The 13,307-nt window shown below is 62.9% G+C and carries 15 protein-coding genes and 4 tRNA genes; 8 read left to right on the forward strand and 11 right to left on the reverse strand.

What is annotated here, in order from left to right:
- Positions 1-5: 5 nt before the first annotated feature.
- Positions 6-701: an orotidine-5'-phosphate decarboxylase gene (gene pyrF, locus K7I12_RS04730; RefSeq protein WP_231663235.1), complete on the forward strand. Its 696-nt coding sequence runs from the start codon at positions 6-8 to the stop codon at positions 699-701.
- Positions 702-708: 7 nt separating this feature from the next.
- On the opposite strand, the gene lapB is transcribed toward pyrF, so the two are convergent.
- The 3 genes from lapB to K7I12_RS04745 are packed head-to-tail and all read right to left on the reverse strand — an operon-like array spanning position 709 to position 2,533.
- Positions 709-1,890, reverse strand: a complete 1,182-nt coding sequence (lapB, locus tag K7I12_RS04735) for a lipopolysaccharide assembly protein LapB (RefSeq protein WP_031383867.1) — start codon at positions 1,888-1,890, stop codon at positions 709-711.
- Positions 1,891-2,196 carry a lipopolysaccharide assembly protein LapA domain-containing protein gene (locus K7I12_RS04740; protein WP_031383866.1) on the reverse strand — a complete coding sequence of 102 codons (306 nt, stop codon included), beginning with the start codon at positions 2,194-2,196 and terminating at the stop codon, positions 1,891-1,893. It lies immediately after the preceding gene.
- Positions 2,197-2,236: 40 nt separating this feature from the next.
- Positions 2,237-2,533 (reverse strand): integration host factor subunit beta, encoded by a 297-nt coding sequence (locus K7I12_RS04745; RefSeq protein WP_031383865.1) that lies wholly within the window; start codon positions 2,531-2,533, stop codon positions 2,237-2,239.
- A gap of 186 nt (positions 2,534-2,719) precedes the next feature.
- Between K7I12_RS04745 and K7I12_RS04750 the strand changes: the two genes are divergently transcribed.
- Together K7I12_RS04750 and K7I12_RS04755 are read left to right on the forward strand one after the other, a co-directional pair.
- Entirely contained in the window at positions 2,720-3,001 is a 282-nt protein-coding gene (locus K7I12_RS04750) for an FAD assembly factor SdhE (RefSeq protein ID WP_035575265.1), read from the forward strand.
- Positions 2,961-3,347, forward strand: coding sequence for a hypothetical protein (locus K7I12_RS04755; RefSeq protein ID WP_150113102.1), 387 nt, complete (start codon positions 2,961-2,963; stop codon positions 3,345-3,347). The genes K7I12_RS04750 and K7I12_RS04755 overlap by 41 nt, the downstream gene beginning before the upstream one ends.
- 32 nt (positions 3,348-3,379) lie before the next feature.
- Here the strand turns inward: K7I12_RS04755 and nadB are convergent, their stop codons facing one another.
- The 8 genes from nadB to uvrY form a co-directional block, all read right to left on the reverse strand.
- Complete coding sequence (gene nadB, locus K7I12_RS04760; protein ID WP_035575263.1) at positions 3,380-4,930, reverse strand: L-aspartate oxidase; 1,551 nt, start codon at positions 4,928-4,930, stop codon at positions 3,380-3,382.
- A gap of 352 nt (positions 4,931-5,282) precedes the next feature.
- On the reverse strand, positions 5,283-5,543 hold the full coding sequence (locus K7I12_RS04765) for a hypothetical protein (RefSeq protein WP_031383861.1): 261 nt from the start codon (positions 5,541-5,543) through the stop codon (positions 5,283-5,285).
- 365 nt (positions 5,544-5,908) lie between these two features.
- Positions 5,909-5,995 (reverse strand) — tRNA-Leu (locus K7I12_RS04770).
- Positions 5,996-6,031: 36 nt separating this feature from the next.
- Positions 6,032-6,105 (reverse strand) — tRNA-Cys (locus tag K7I12_RS04775).
- Between the two features lie 218 nt (positions 6,106-6,323).
- Positions 6,324-6,398: transfer RNA gene (locus K7I12_RS04780), tRNA-Gly, on the reverse strand.
- Between the two features lie 58 nt (positions 6,399-6,456).
- A complete protein-coding gene (gene pgsA, locus K7I12_RS04785; protein ID WP_031383860.1) occupies positions 6,457-7,005 on the reverse strand; it encodes a CDP-diacylglycerol--glycerol-3-phosphate 3-phosphatidyltransferase in 549 nt (182 codons plus the stop codon).
- A gap of 61 nt (positions 7,006-7,066) precedes the next feature.
- Positions 7,067-8,881, reverse strand: a complete 1,815-nt coding sequence (uvrC, locus tag K7I12_RS04790) for an excinuclease ABC subunit UvrC (protein ID WP_031383859.1) — start codon at positions 8,879-8,881, stop codon at positions 7,067-7,069.
- 84 nt (positions 8,882-8,965) lie between these two features.
- Positions 8,966-9,613, reverse strand: coding sequence for a UvrY/SirA/GacA family response regulator transcription factor (gene uvrY / locus K7I12_RS04795; RefSeq protein WP_031383858.1), 648 nt, complete (start codon positions 9,611-9,613; stop codon positions 8,966-8,968).
- 200 nt (positions 9,614-9,813) lie between these two features.
- On the opposite strand from uvrY, the gene K7I12_RS04800 reads away from it, so the two are divergent.
- The 5 genes from K7I12_RS04800 to K7I12_RS04820 all read left to right on the forward strand — a co-directional run bounded on the left by K7I12_RS04800 (position 9,814) and on the right by K7I12_RS04820 (position 13,295).
- Positions 9,814-9,889, forward strand: a tRNA-Ala gene (locus K7I12_RS04800).
- Positions 9,890-10,215: 326 nt separating this feature from the next.
- Positions 10,216-11,274 carry an acyl-CoA dehydrogenase family protein gene (locus K7I12_RS04805; protein ID WP_150113101.1) on the forward strand — a complete coding sequence of 353 codons (1,059 nt, stop codon included), beginning with the start codon at positions 10,216-10,218 and terminating at the stop codon, positions 11,272-11,274.
- Positions 11,275-11,277: 3 nt separating this feature from the next.
- Positions 11,278-12,030 (forward strand): PIG-L deacetylase family protein, encoded by a 753-nt coding sequence (locus tag K7I12_RS04810; protein WP_031383856.1) that lies wholly within the window; start codon positions 11,278-11,280, stop codon positions 12,028-12,030.
- Positions 12,027-12,644: an SAM-dependent methyltransferase gene (locus K7I12_RS04815; protein WP_031383855.1), complete on the forward strand. Its 618-nt coding sequence runs from the start codon at positions 12,027-12,029 to the stop codon at positions 12,642-12,644. The genes K7I12_RS04810 and K7I12_RS04815 overlap by 4 nt, the downstream gene beginning before the upstream one ends.
- 12 nt (positions 12,645-12,656) lie before the next feature.
- A complete protein-coding gene (locus tag K7I12_RS04820; RefSeq protein WP_031383854.1) occupies positions 12,657-13,295 on the forward strand; it encodes a glycosyltransferase in 639 nt (212 codons plus the stop codon).
- The last annotated feature ends 12 nt before the right edge of the window (positions 13,296-13,307 follow it).

Consider the following 13,307-nt stretch of genomic DNA (forward strand, 5'->3'; position numbering starts at 1 on the left):
CCGCCATGCCTAGTCAAACCCCACCGCTGATCATCGCTCTCGACTATTCGTCGCTGGATGCGGCTCTGTGCATGGCGGATCAGTTGGATCCTGCACGCTGCCGACTCAAGGTCGGCAAGGAGCTGTTCACTCGTAGCGGACCCGCCGTTCTCGAAGCGCTGCATGGGCGGGGCTTCGAAGTATTTCTCGACCTCAAGTTCCATGACATACCCAATACCGTGGCCGGGGCCGTTCAGGCGGCCGCCGAGCAGGGCGTATGGATGGTCAACGTTCATGCTTCGGGAGGGCGACGCATGATGCTGGCGGCTCGGGAGCGTCTCGATGCACAGCGCTTCAAGACACAACTCATCGCAGTGACGGTCTTGACCAGTCTCGAGCGACAGGACCTGGCCGAGGTCGGCCTAGACACAACGCCCGAGTCGCAGGTCGAGCGGCTGGCGCAACTGGCTCAGCAGACGGGGCTGGATGGGGTGGTGTGTTCGGCGCAGGAGGCCAGCCGGCTCGAGGATCTGTACGGCAAGGCCTTTCTCAAGGTCACGCCCGGCATCCGCCCTTCGTTTGCCCGGCAAGCAGACCAGCGGCGTATACTGACCCCGGCCCAGGCGCTAGCCGCGGGAAGCACTCATCTGGTGATTGGGCGCCCGGTAACCGAGGCCACCGATCCCATGGCGGCGCTGGAGGCGATCGAGCGCGAGCTGTGAGAGCGAATCATTCACCTTCCAGTCCGGTAATTGGCTTGGTTACGCCCCAGCTACGGCACCGAGGGCACTGCCAATGCAGGTGGGCGCCTTCAAAGCCGCAACGATGGCAACGAAAACGAGGCCGGGATTCGAGCAGCTTTCCGGTGTGCCGTTTGAGCAGCGAAAAATGCTGTTGTTCGGGACCTGCTTCGGCAATGTAGAGGTCCATCAGGTAGTCGACCCCGCGCAAGCTGGGCGTGGCAGCGAGCTGGTTGCTAATGACATTGGCGGCCGCGTTGATGCCTTCATGCTGTTCGGTCAGGCGGGCCAGCATGATCACTGTACTGATATGCGGGGCTTCGCTCACCCATTGATTCAGGCAACGTACCAGGCCTTTTTCGTCTTCGAGTTTAAGGTAGGCGTCTCGCAACGGTTCCAGAACGATAGGTGTGAAGTCATGGTCCTGGCGAGCGAGGCGTTGGAGCGTTCGGATCTCCGCCTTGTAATTGCCGGCTTCACGCTCCAGCTCGGCGATCAGCCAATTGGCGCGTACACAGCGATCATCGATGCTCAAAGCTTGGCGCAGACGCTTGCGAGCCAGTGCCGGGCTGGCGGTATGCCTGTCTTGCTGGGCCAGCTCGCATAGCCAGTGAGCGGCTGCACGGCGAATGTCGGCCTCCTCATGGATCAGTTGCGGCTGCGCTACTTCCAGGGCCTTGGCCCACTCACGTTCACGCTCGTACAGATCCACCAGCAGGAGCTTGGCGGGTTTCAGGCGGGCGGAATCGGGGCTGGCCCGCAAGAGTCCTAGAAGCAATCTTTCGGCGCGATCCAGAAGCCCCAGGTGCAGGAAGTCACGCGATAGTTCGAGCTGGACCTGGTCGCTTTGCAGAGCGGTCAACGAGGGCCGAGCCAGCAGGTTCTGGTGAATCTTGACTGCGCGATCGGCTTCGCCGCGTGAGCGGAACAAGTTGCCCAGGGCGATATGGGTCTCGATGGTGTCGCTGTTGACCTCGAGCGCCTGGACAAAAGTTTCGATCGCCCGGTCGGGCTGCTCGTTGAGTAGGTAGTTGAGGCCGACGAAGTAGTCACGCGACAACGGCGATGAGCGGTGTTGATGTCTTGCGTGTCGGCGGCTCTCGAGTCGGCCCAGCCACCAGCCAATGGCGATTGCCGCCAGTAACAGGACCAGCAGCTTTAGATCAAGCATCTAGGGGGTGTCCTTGAACTCCTGGATGCGCAGCCGATCGAGCTCCTTGCGTTGCTGCTGGTTATGGCGCTGGGCGCGGGTGAGCAGGGTGCGCAGGCGCAGATACACGCCGGTCATGGCGAGCATGCCAAGGATCACGCCAAGAGCGAGGGCGATGAGTAGCCAGAGCGACAGCGATGCCGGTGGCAACTCGACCCAGATCAAGTTCAAAGGCAACGCCTGCTGGTTATTGACGGCGAAGAGAATTCCCAGCAGCAGCACCACCAGCAGGATGATGGCGAGGAGCAGACCTTTGAGCCAGCGCATAGCGGTTTCCTTATGACAAAGCTGTATCGGGCATCAGTAATCAGTAACCCAGTGCGCGACTGGCGTTGACCTGTTCGCGCAACTCCTTGCCCGGCTTGAAGTGTGGCACGAATTTACCCGTCAGATCGACCGGGTCGCCGGTCTTCGGGTTTCGCCCGACGCGGGGCTCGCGATAATGCAGCGAGAAACTACCGAAGCCGCGAATCTCTACTCGGCCACCATCGGCCAATTCACCGGTGATGTCATCGAGGATGATGCGGACGGCGGCTTCGACTTCCTTGATTGACAGCTCGGGCTGTCGCATGGCGATTTGTTCGATCAACTCGGACTTGGTCATCACTTTCACTCCACACGGATGGCCTGCCTAAGGCAGGGCACGTCTTGTTGTTTTCGTCAGCATACTGCGCGAACTGTGAGAAAACAACGCATTAGAGTCCGGCGGGTGCGGTCGCAGTCATGTGGATGTCGCGCTGTACGGCTCGGTGCGTATAATCGCGGTCAGTTCCATCTTGAAAAGAGGCTAATGGTGACCGAAGACACCACATTGAAGCGCCTTTACTGGCATTCCCGCCGTGGCATGTGGGAGCTGGACCTACTCCTGATCCCCTTTCTCGAACATCGCTATGGCGATCTCGACGACACGGACCAGGCCGCCTATCAGGCATTGATCGAGCAGGAGGATCAGGATCTCTTTATCTGGCTGATGCGTCGCGATTGGCCGCAGGACGATACGCTACGGCGGATCGTCAAGATGATCGTCGAATATGCTGAAACGTCCGGTAACGATCAATATCGCACCCTCTAGGCTGGGATTGGCATGCTCGGCGCTGTTGGCATTGGCCGTGTGTGTCTTGATTGCCCGCTATGGCCCGCTATGGCTGGCAGCCGCTTCGGCTGCAAGCATGGCCGCGGGGCTCTGCTGGGAGTGGCGGCAGGCGCGTGGTCTGACGCTTCGCTGGGTGCCGGGGCAGGGTAACGGTTGGCAGCGCAGGCGGGAGCGAGGCTGGCAGCCGGTCGTCGTGTCCTGTATCTATCTCGGTCCGTTCTTGGCGGGTCTGAACGTGGCGGGCCAGCGTCACTGGCTGTGGGTGGATAGCGTCGAGCAGAGGCAGCGCTGGCATCTGCGTCGCCTGTTGCTCTGGAACGAATGAGCGCCATTCACGGCTGAGTGCCCACTGGGTATTCAAGGCTTGGCTGGTGGGCAATCGCGGTTGTAGTGCAGGCCACGCGATTCGCGGCGCTGTAAGGCAGAGTCGACTAATGCAGAAGCCACCATTAGTGCATGACTCAGCCGACGAGTGGCGATCGTCGCTCTATAACGTTCATTCAATTTATCGCTGTCGTCTTGCAGGGCCTGCAATAGGGTCCGAGCCGTCATCAGGCCGGCATCGCTGCGAACGATGGCGGCATGTTCGCTCATCACTGCGCGTAGCCGCTCGAGCAGGGCGTCCGCTTTGCCCCGAGAGGGGAGCGGTGCCTGCTCATTGAGCGGGATTGCGCCCCCCCCCTGGGTCGGCAATCGATACTGGCCATGATTCTCGCCATGGCGCAACGCCTCGGCGGCGGCACGTGCGAATACCAGGCATTCCAGCAATGAGTTGCTGGCCATGCGATTGGCCCCGTGTAGCCCCGTGCGGGCAACCTCGCCGATCGCGTAGAGGTGGGCTATGTCGCTGGCGCCGTGGAGATCCGTCATGACACCGCCACAGCTGTAGTGTGCCGCCGGCACGACCGGGATCGACTCATGACGAATGTCGATGCCGCGGGCCCGGCAATGGGCGACGATGGTCGGAAAGTGATGTTCGATCGTCTGCGCAGGCAGATGAGTGACGTCCAGCGCAACATGTTGACCATGCGCACGTTGCATTTCTGCCTGAATCGCGCGTGCGACGATGTCTCGCGGCGCCAGTTCGCCGCGCTCGTCATAGTCCGGCATGAAGCGTCGCCCCTGCGCATTGCGCAGGATGCCACCTTCGCCGCGTACCGCTTCGCTGATCAGAAACGCCGGTCCGTCGGGATCGAAGAGGCAGGTGGGATGAAACTGCTGGAACTCCAGGTCGGCCAGGCGCGCACCCAGCGCGGCGGCCATGGCCATGCCCTCGCCGCATGCCGGGCTGGGGCTCGTGGTGTGCCGATAGAGACCGCTGGCGCCACCGGTGGCCAGCACGGTATCTCGCGCCGATAGGCGTTGAAGGCGGCCTTCGCTGTCGAGACTCGATGCCCCACAGCAGCCCTGGCTGTCGGCACGGAGTTCGATGACCTGCAGCTCGGTGACCAGGCGCACCCGTGGATGGGCAGCCGCCCGCGCGAGCAACGTGTCGATAACGACTCGTCCCGTGGCATCGGCTGCATGAATGATGCGCCGCGTGCCGTGGCCGCCTTCGCGGGTCAAGTGATAGGGGTAGGGGGCCTCGGGGGAGGGATCGCGTGTAAAGGGTACGCCCTGGCCGATCAACCACTCGATGGCGGCGGGACCATTCTCGATGGTAAAGCGAACGGCTCGCTCGTCACACAGACCATCGCCGGCGACCAGGGTATCCTGGACGTGCGCTTCAAGCGTATCGTGCGGTGCCAGAACGGCGGCGATGCCTCCCTGAGCCCAAGCACTCGCGCCGATTTCATCACGCCCCGGGCGCAGTAGCGTGACGCGGCGATGATCGGCGAGCTCCAGCGCCAGCGTCAGTCCGGCAACGCCTCCGCCGATGATCAGCACATCGTGTTCACTTTCGGTCATCACAGCGGCTGCCTTAAGAAGAGAAAATCCGACGGGCCGGTTTTATCTGCCCCAGGGAACCTGCATTTTGCCTGATCTTCCTCCCAAACCTCAATTACAAGCTAGCCTGATCAGCCACTTACCGGTTTCCCGGGATGCCTGAGCAGATGGCTGATCGCCTAGGAGTCTGTCGGGCTTGGCCGATCGTCACGAGAAGCACGGGTTTCGAGTCAAATTTATCGATCGATTGAGGCGAATAGCGCGCTATTTAACGAAATGGATCGATGGAATTGGCCGAAAGGCCGGGATTCGCAGTAGGTCAGTGTCAAGTCCGACGCGCTCCTAGCGCAAGACTGCTCTGAGTCAGGGTTCATCAACGATTAACGTGGCGCCGACGCGGGTGGGCCAGCACCTCTCGCAACATCATCAAGTCTTGCTCGGAGTCGGCCTCGATGAATCTGGCAAGCGTTTGAGCCGCCTCGTTGCGGATGCGGTCATGTATGTAATTATCGTAGGTGGTGACGAATGCCTTGCAATAGCGGCAGTGAAGCTCGTCGGTCGGCTTTGGGTCGCCTTTCCAAAAATTGCTTCCACTGCATTGCGGGCAATCGACCCTTCTTGAGCGATTAAGCATACGATGAGACCTCCTGTCTCGTTGCCGATGTGCGCAGCCTAGCAATGTCGGGTGACGTTTTTATTAATCCAAGTTGATGATTAGGCAAACAGAAGAACCTGTTACGATATGCTCCTTTGAACCAATCGATACCGAGTGGTTCATTGCGAATATCGATAAAGACGGCGAGCGGCCGATGGCTCGGGGCATGAATTCAACGTTCGGCATTGCGGATTGCGCAACGTGCGGCACGCGGATTGGGGGACGTATCTCTGCAGCCAAGTGAGACTAGGGAGGAGGTGCGGGGGGTATCGTCGCTGCGCGGCCAACCAAAACGCGACCAAGATTGGAGGTGCCGAGGGACAGAACGACATAACTCATTGATTTGGTGCCCGGAGCCGGGCTCGAACCGGCACGGTGTTACCACCGAGGGATTTTAAGTCCCTTGCGTCTACCAATTTCGCCATCCGGGCGTCGGGAAATCTAGACAGCTCACAGGCGGGATAAGGTGGAGGCTGGAGTCGGAATCGAACCGGCGTACACGGAGTTGCAGTCCGCTGCATAACCACTCTGCCATCCAGCCTCAAAAGGCGCTTCGCTTGTCGCTGGAGCCGAAACTTGACTCCTTGGTCGAAACGAATGCTGGAGCGGGAAACGAGATCGATCGGACCGGCGTTCCGGCTCGCGACCCTGTGTCTTGACTCCTTGGTCGAAACGAATGCTGGAGCGGGAAACGAGATCGATCGGACCGGCGTTCCGGCTCGCGACCCTGTGTCTTGACTCCTTGGTCGAAACGAATGCTGGAGCGGGAAACGAGATTCGAACTCGCGACCCTCGCCTTGGCAAGGCGATGCTCTACCACTGAGCTATTCCCGCTCGACTCGAGTGCGTATTATAAGGATAAGTGTGGCCATGTCAAACGCTTATCCTGATTTTATAGTGAGCGCGTGAGTTCCGGCCAGGCGGCACGCAGATACCGCAGCATCGACCATAGCGTCAAGATTGCGGCGAGGTAGAGCGTCATCATGCCGAGGTTGGCGACCCAGGTGCCCGGTGGTGTGCCGAGCAGCAACAGCAGGGCAACCATCTGTAGTGTCGTCTTGATCTTGCCGATCCATGACACCGCGACACTGGCGCGTTTGCCCATCTCGGCCATCCATTCGCGCAGCGCCGAAATAACGATCTCGCGGCCAATGATCACCAGTGCCGGCAAGGTCAGCAGTGCGGAATCGAAGCGCTCGACCAGCAGCGCCAGAGCGACGGCGACCATGACCTTGTCGGCAACCGGATCCAGGAAGGCGCCGAACGGGGTGCTCTGATCCCAGCGCCGGGCCAGATAGCCATCCAGCCAGTCGGTGATCGCGGCCAGTCCGAACAGCGCGGCGGTGAGTGGCAGACTCCAGGCGAAGGGCAGGTAGAACAGGATCACCAGCAGCGGAATGAAGACGAGGCGCGCCAAAGTCAGTAGGTTGGGTATATTCATTGCTGCCTGGGTCGTCCTTGCCGATGATCGAGAAGGCTCATTGTACCTGCCCGCTCGTGCCTCATCCATGCAGGGCCTGATGGATGGCCGTCGCCATGTTGACGCTGATGCCCGGTACGCGCGCGAGTTCTTCGCGGGTGGCGTGGCGCACCCCCTGCAAGCCGCCGAAAAAGCGCAGCAACTCGCGCCGACGCTTGGGCCCGACCCCGGGGATATCCTGCAGGGTCGAAGTGCGGCGCGCCTTGTCCCGGCGCTGGCGATGACCGGTAATGGCGAAGCGATGCGCTTCGTCGCGAACATGCTGGATCAGGTGCAGCGCCGGCGAGCCGCTATCCAGGTTCAGAGTATTGTCGACCGTTTCCAGGAACAGCGTTTCCAGGCCCGGCTTGCGCGTGGTGCCCTTGGCAACGCCGACAAGCTGCACGCCCACTATATCGAGCTCGGCGAAGACCTCACGCGCCATGTTCAGTTGGCCCTTGCCGCCATCCACCAGCAAGACATCGGGGCACTTGCCTTCGCCTTTCTGAAGGCGCTTGAAGCGCCGCTCCAATGCCTGCCGCATGGCGGCATAGTCGTCGCCTGCAGCCACGCCTTCGATATTGAAGCGTCGATAGTCCGATTTCATGGGGCCGTCGGGCCCGAAGACCACGCACGAGGCAACCGTTGCCTCGCCGTGACTGTGGCTGATATCGAAGCACTCGATACGCTGAGGGGGCGCATCCATGGCCAACGCTGCGCGCAAGGCCTCGAAGCGCCTGGAAAGCTGGCTACGATTGGCCATTTCGCTGGCCAGATGCTGCTCGGCGTTGGTGCGTGCCAGCTGCAGCCACTGGGCCCGGTGACCACGCACCTGATGGGCGACGCGCACCCGGCGCGCGGCGTGCTCGCTGAGCGCCGATTGCAGCAATTCGCTGTCGGGTAGCGCATGGCTGCCGAGCACCTCGCTGGGCACTTCGCGGCCCTGGCCCAGGTAATACTGGCTGATGAATTCGCCGAGCAGCTCGCCGCTAGCCAAATCGAGGCCGTTGTCCGGGGCATAGTTGCGTGCGCCGAGCACCCGCCCCTGGCGTACCGTCAGGACACTGATGCATAGCCCGCCGGGCCGCTCGGCCAGCGCGAAGGCATCCGCCTCGCCGCTGCCGGTGTCGACGATCTGACGCTCCTGCAGGCGACGCAGTTGCTGGATCTGATCGCGCAGGCGCGCGGCTTCCTCGAAATCGAGCGCCTGGCTGGCTGTTTCCATGGCCGCCGTCAGTTGTTCGGTGACCTGCTCGCTCTTGCCTTCGAGGCACAGGATTGCGTGGTCCAGATCGCGGCGGTAATCCGCCTGGTCTATGTAGTCGACGCAGGGGGCGCTGCAGCGATTGATCTGATACTGCAGGCAGGGCCGGGCGCGATGCGCGAACACGCTGTCCTCGCAATTGCGGATGCGAAAGATCTTCTGCATCAGGGCCAGGCTTTCGCGCACCGCGACGGAACTGGGGAACGGACCGAGATAGCGGCCATCGTTGCGCTTGTGGCGCACGCGCTTGAATTCCAGCGCCGGGTAGGGATGGCGCTCGCTGGCAAACACGTAAGGATACGACTTGTCGTCGCGCAGCAGGATGTTATAGGGCGGCCGCAGCTCCTTGATCAGGGTCTGCTCGAGCAGCAGCGCCTCGGTCTCGCTACGGGTGATCGTCACCTGCACGTCGGCGATACGTGACACCAGTGCCTGGGTCTTGGCATTGAGTGCGCCACGAAAATAGCTGGCCAGGCGGGCCTTGAGCCGCTTGGCCTTGCCGACGTAAAGCACGTTCTGATCCGCGTCGAGCATCCGATAGACGCCCGGCGCTTCGCTCACGGTCTTGAGAAAATGTTTGGCGTCGAAGCTCATGCCGGTTCACTTTCACCCATGAAAAGGTCGTTGGAAACGCTCTCGGGAAGGCGGATGGAGTAGCAGAATCGGCTCGATGAGAGCTCAGGCCGGGTTCTCGTAGCCATCGACCAGGCCGAAGCGCAGTCCCAGGTGGGTCAGTTCGACGTCGGACTGCACCCCCAGTTTCTCGAAGATGCGATAGCGGTAGGTATTCACAGTCTTGGGGCTCAAGAACAGGCTGTCCGAGATCTCGCTGACCTTGTGGCAATTGACGATCATCATCGCCACCTGCAATTCCCGACTGGATAGCTGGTTGAAGGGGTTGTCCTGGCTCTCGAGCTTGGACAGCACCAGACGCTGGGCGATCTCGGAGCTGATGAAGCGCTGCCCGGCATGCACCTGACGAATCGCATGTACCATCTCGTCGAGCTCGCTACCCTTGCTGATGAAACCGCTGGCTCCCGCGTCGAGCAGGCGCTGGGCGAAGGTATCCTCGAGATAGGCGGTCAGCACCAAGACCTTTATGTCGGACATGCCGCGGGTAATCTTGCGGGTCGCCTCGAGGCCGCCGATACCCGGCATGCGAATGTCCATGAGCACGATATCCGGCCGCACCTTGCGACACTGGCTGATGGCGGCTTCGCCATCGGCGGCTTCACCGACGACACGAAGTCCCTCTTCGGCATCCAGCATGCGTGCGATGCTGGTGCGAACCATGTGATGGTCGTCTGCGACTAGAACCCGGATCAAGAACGCTCCTGCTGTCAACGCGATGCCGGTCTTGGCGTGCCGGCTTGGATGGCAATCAGATTGCCTGTTTTCTAAGTTTACTGGCAACCACCGTATCGATGCCAGAGACAGCTCTTGACCTGACCCGCTTGACTCGAATAGCGCGCTTGCTTACTATGCGCGCCGTTGCTTGGCAATTGCATGTGCATTGCCAAGTGCACGGGGCCTTAGCTCAGATGGGAGAGCGCAACACTGGCAGTGTTGAGGTCACCGGTTCGATCCCGGTAGGCTCCACCAGAAAGTTTCCACGAATCAGCCGCTTGGGGCCATGCTCCAGGCGGCTTTTTCGTGCGCCGGGAAAAACTGGGAAAATTCCACATGGCTGGCGGGCTCATCCATTGTCGAGAAGGCTCGTCATTCCCCCGGCCGGTGTCGGCACGCTGGGCCGGCAAGTCAGCTGACAAAGGTTATCGAGACGCTGGCTGGCGTTGTCTAAGCTATTGTTAAAGTTCGTCGATGTTCAGCTTGTATTCGGCGGCTATGCTTGGGTTGGCTGATGATCACAGTGGTCATAGGGAAATACGCAGTCCAAGAAGGCCTCGTGCAACGTCAAAGGATGACTCATGAGCAATACAGCGAAGTCGAGCCGTGATCTCCGCGACTGCCTGATTCGTCGCTTGCGACAGGAATTCCCGGCACCGGCCGTGACAATGGATTCGCTGGCCCTCCAGTTGCAGCGTTTGATCGACGCCGGAGGCGACCGCCTGCCGCCACCCGGCGGCGGCAATACGCTGGAGCGTTGGCGGATGCTCGCCGACGTCGCGAGTCACGACCTGGGGCTGGTCAAGCTCTTCGAAGGGCATACCGACGCGCGGGCGATCATCGGCGAATGGAATGCGCAAGCTTGCCTGCCCGCGGGTGGGCGAATCGGCACGTGGGCTGCCGAGCCGCCGTTCGCGAAGGTGTCGATCGGCACGGACTCGTCAGCATCAAACGATCAAGCGCCGGTGCGTCTCGACGGTCGCAAGGCGTGGTGCTCGGGCGCGCCGATTCTCTCTCATGCCTTGATCACCGCCTGGCAGGGCGAGTATCAGCGGTTGGTGCTGGTCGAACTCGATCAACCGGGCGTGACGGTCAGTGACGAGGGTTGGGACGCGGTCGGCATGGCCGCCACCGCCAGCGTCGACGTGCTGTTCGACGGCGCCCGAGGCACGCTGATCGGCCCGCCCGAGGGTTATCTTCAGCGCTATGGCTTCTGGCACGGCGGCGCGGGCATCGCCGCGTGCTGGTTCGGCGGTGCCCGCCGGCTCGCCGAGAGCCTGCGGGCCAAGGCGTCGCGCAAGGACGATCCCCATCTCAATGCCCATCTGGGCGCCGCCGATGTGGCGCTGGCCAGCGCCGCCGCGCTGCTGCGCGAAAGCGCGGATTGGATCGACGCCAACCCGCGCCGCGACGCCTGGCTGGTGGCCGAGCGCACGCGGGCCAAGGTCGAGCAGGTCGTCGAGCAGGTCATCCACCACTGCGGACGCGGTCTGGGCGCCGGCCCGTACTGTCGTGACCCGGCGTTCGCGCGGATGGTCGCCGATCTGCCGGTCTATGTGCGCCAGAGTCACGCCGAGCATGATCTGGAAGGTATCGGCCGGCAGATCGCCTCCAGCGAAACCTCGCGCTGGGAGCTTTAACGCATGCAGCACGCCGACGATCGACGCATCGAAGGGGCGGGGACCCCGGAAGCCGACTGGATCGGCCTCGAGGCGCTGCCCGCCGTCGCGCCTGACGAGCTGATCGCCCAGGGGCAGCGGGCGGTCATCGTGGCGCCCCATCCCGACGACGAGATCCTGGCCTGCGGCGGGCTCATGCTGCGCTTGCTGGAAGCACGCCGCGCGGTGCTGCTGGTCGCCGTCACCGATGGCGCCGGCAGTCACCCCGGGTCGCGTCTCTGGCCGCCCGAGCGGCTGGCCCGCGAGCGCCCTCGCGAGAGTCGCGAAGCCTTGCAACGGTTGGGCGCGGGCGCCGTCAGCGTCCAGCGTCTGGGGCTGAGCGATACCCGGGTCGCCGCGCAGGCGCGCCGGCTTCAGGCGTGGCTCGAGGATTTCCTGCGTTCCGATGACGTGATCGTGACCACCTGGCGCGGCGACGGCCATCCGGATCACGAAGCCTGCGGGCGTGTCTGCGCGCAAGCGGCCCAGTCGATTGGCTGCGGCCTGCTCGAGACGCCGGTATGGGCCTGGCATTGGTCGTGGCCCGGCGATCCGCGCGTGCCCTGGCAGCGCGCGCGACGCACCGTGCTGACCCCCGACCAGCTGGCCGCCAAGTGCGCGGCGATCGAGGCCCACTCAAGCCAGCTCGGCGAGGACGCCTCGACCGGGCGGGGGCCGGTGTTGCCCGCGACGGCGCTGGCTCGGCTGCTGCGCCCGTTCGAGGTCGTCCTGCAATGAGTTTCGGGCCGGACGACTTCTCGGCGCTGTATGCGCGCGACGCCGACCCGTGGAACTACGAGACCTCCTGGTACGAAGCCCGCAAGCGTGCGCTGACGCTGACTGCCCTGACCCGGGAGCGTTACGCCCGGGCGTTCGAACCCGGTTGCTCGATCGGCGTGCTGACCGCTGAGCTGGCTGCGCGCTGCGATGAATTGCTGGCCTGGGATACCAGCGAAGCGGCGCTCGATGCCGCGCGTGGCAGGGTGGCTGCGGCGGGTCGGGATGCCGGTGCCGTGACGTTCGCCTCTGGCTGGGTGCCGGCCGCCTGGCCGGGCGGTCGCTTCGAGTTGATCGTGTTCAGCGAAATCGGCTATTTCCTGTCGCGTGCCGAGCTGCTCGAAGTGCGCGCGCTTATCGCCGCCTCGCTGGCGCCCGGCGGCGAGCTGCTGGCCTGCCATTGGCGCCACCCGATCCAGGGCGGCGAGCTGGATGGCGACGGCGTCCACCGGCTGCTGGAGGCGACACCGGGTTTGCAGCCGGTCGTATATCATCGCGAAGCCGATCTGGCGATCGATCTATGGTCGCGGGCAAGCGATTCGTTGGCCCAACGGGAGGGCTGTTATGACGGATAAGGAACTCGCCACATGATCGGCGTCGTGGTACCGGCACACAACGAGGAGGCGTATCTCGAGGGCTGTCTGGAGGCGCTGCTTCAAGCAATCGACCATCCGCGGCTGAGGGGCGAAACGGTCAACGTGGCGGTGGTGCTGGATACGTGCCACGACGGCTCGGCAGCGATCGCCCGACGCCACCCGGTGACCGTGCTCGAGGTCGCCGGTCCCAATGTCGGTATGGCGCGCCACGCCGGCGCTCAATGGTTGCTGGCGCGCGGTGCGCGCTGGTTGGCGTTTACCGATGCCGATAGCCGGGTCAGCGCCGACTGGTTGGCCTCGCAATGCAGCGTGGGTAGCGATGTGGTTTGCGGGGGCATCCGGCTGGCCGAGTGGGAGCGCTTGCCGGTGGCCTTGCGGCAGAACTATCTGGGTTACGATCACGGCGAGCAGCGAATCTACGGCGCCAATCTCGGCGTCTGCGCGCTGGCCTATCAGGCGGTCGGCGGCTTCAAGCCGCTGCGCTGCCACGAGGACGTGCAACTGGTGCGTGCCCTGGAAGCCGGCGGTTACCGGGTCGCCTGGGATCGCACGGCGCGGGTCACCACCAGCGCGCGGGAGGATGCCCGCGCGCCGGACGGCTTCGGCGCGCTGATCAAGGCGCTGAAGTGAGTCTCCTCGGTG

It is taken from the genome of Halomonas sp. IOP_31 (assembly GCF_021151495.1).
In the GTDB taxonomy this organism is placed as follows: Bacteria; Pseudomonadota; Gammaproteobacteria; order Pseudomonadales; family Halomonadaceae; genus Modicisalibacter; species Modicisalibacter zincidurans.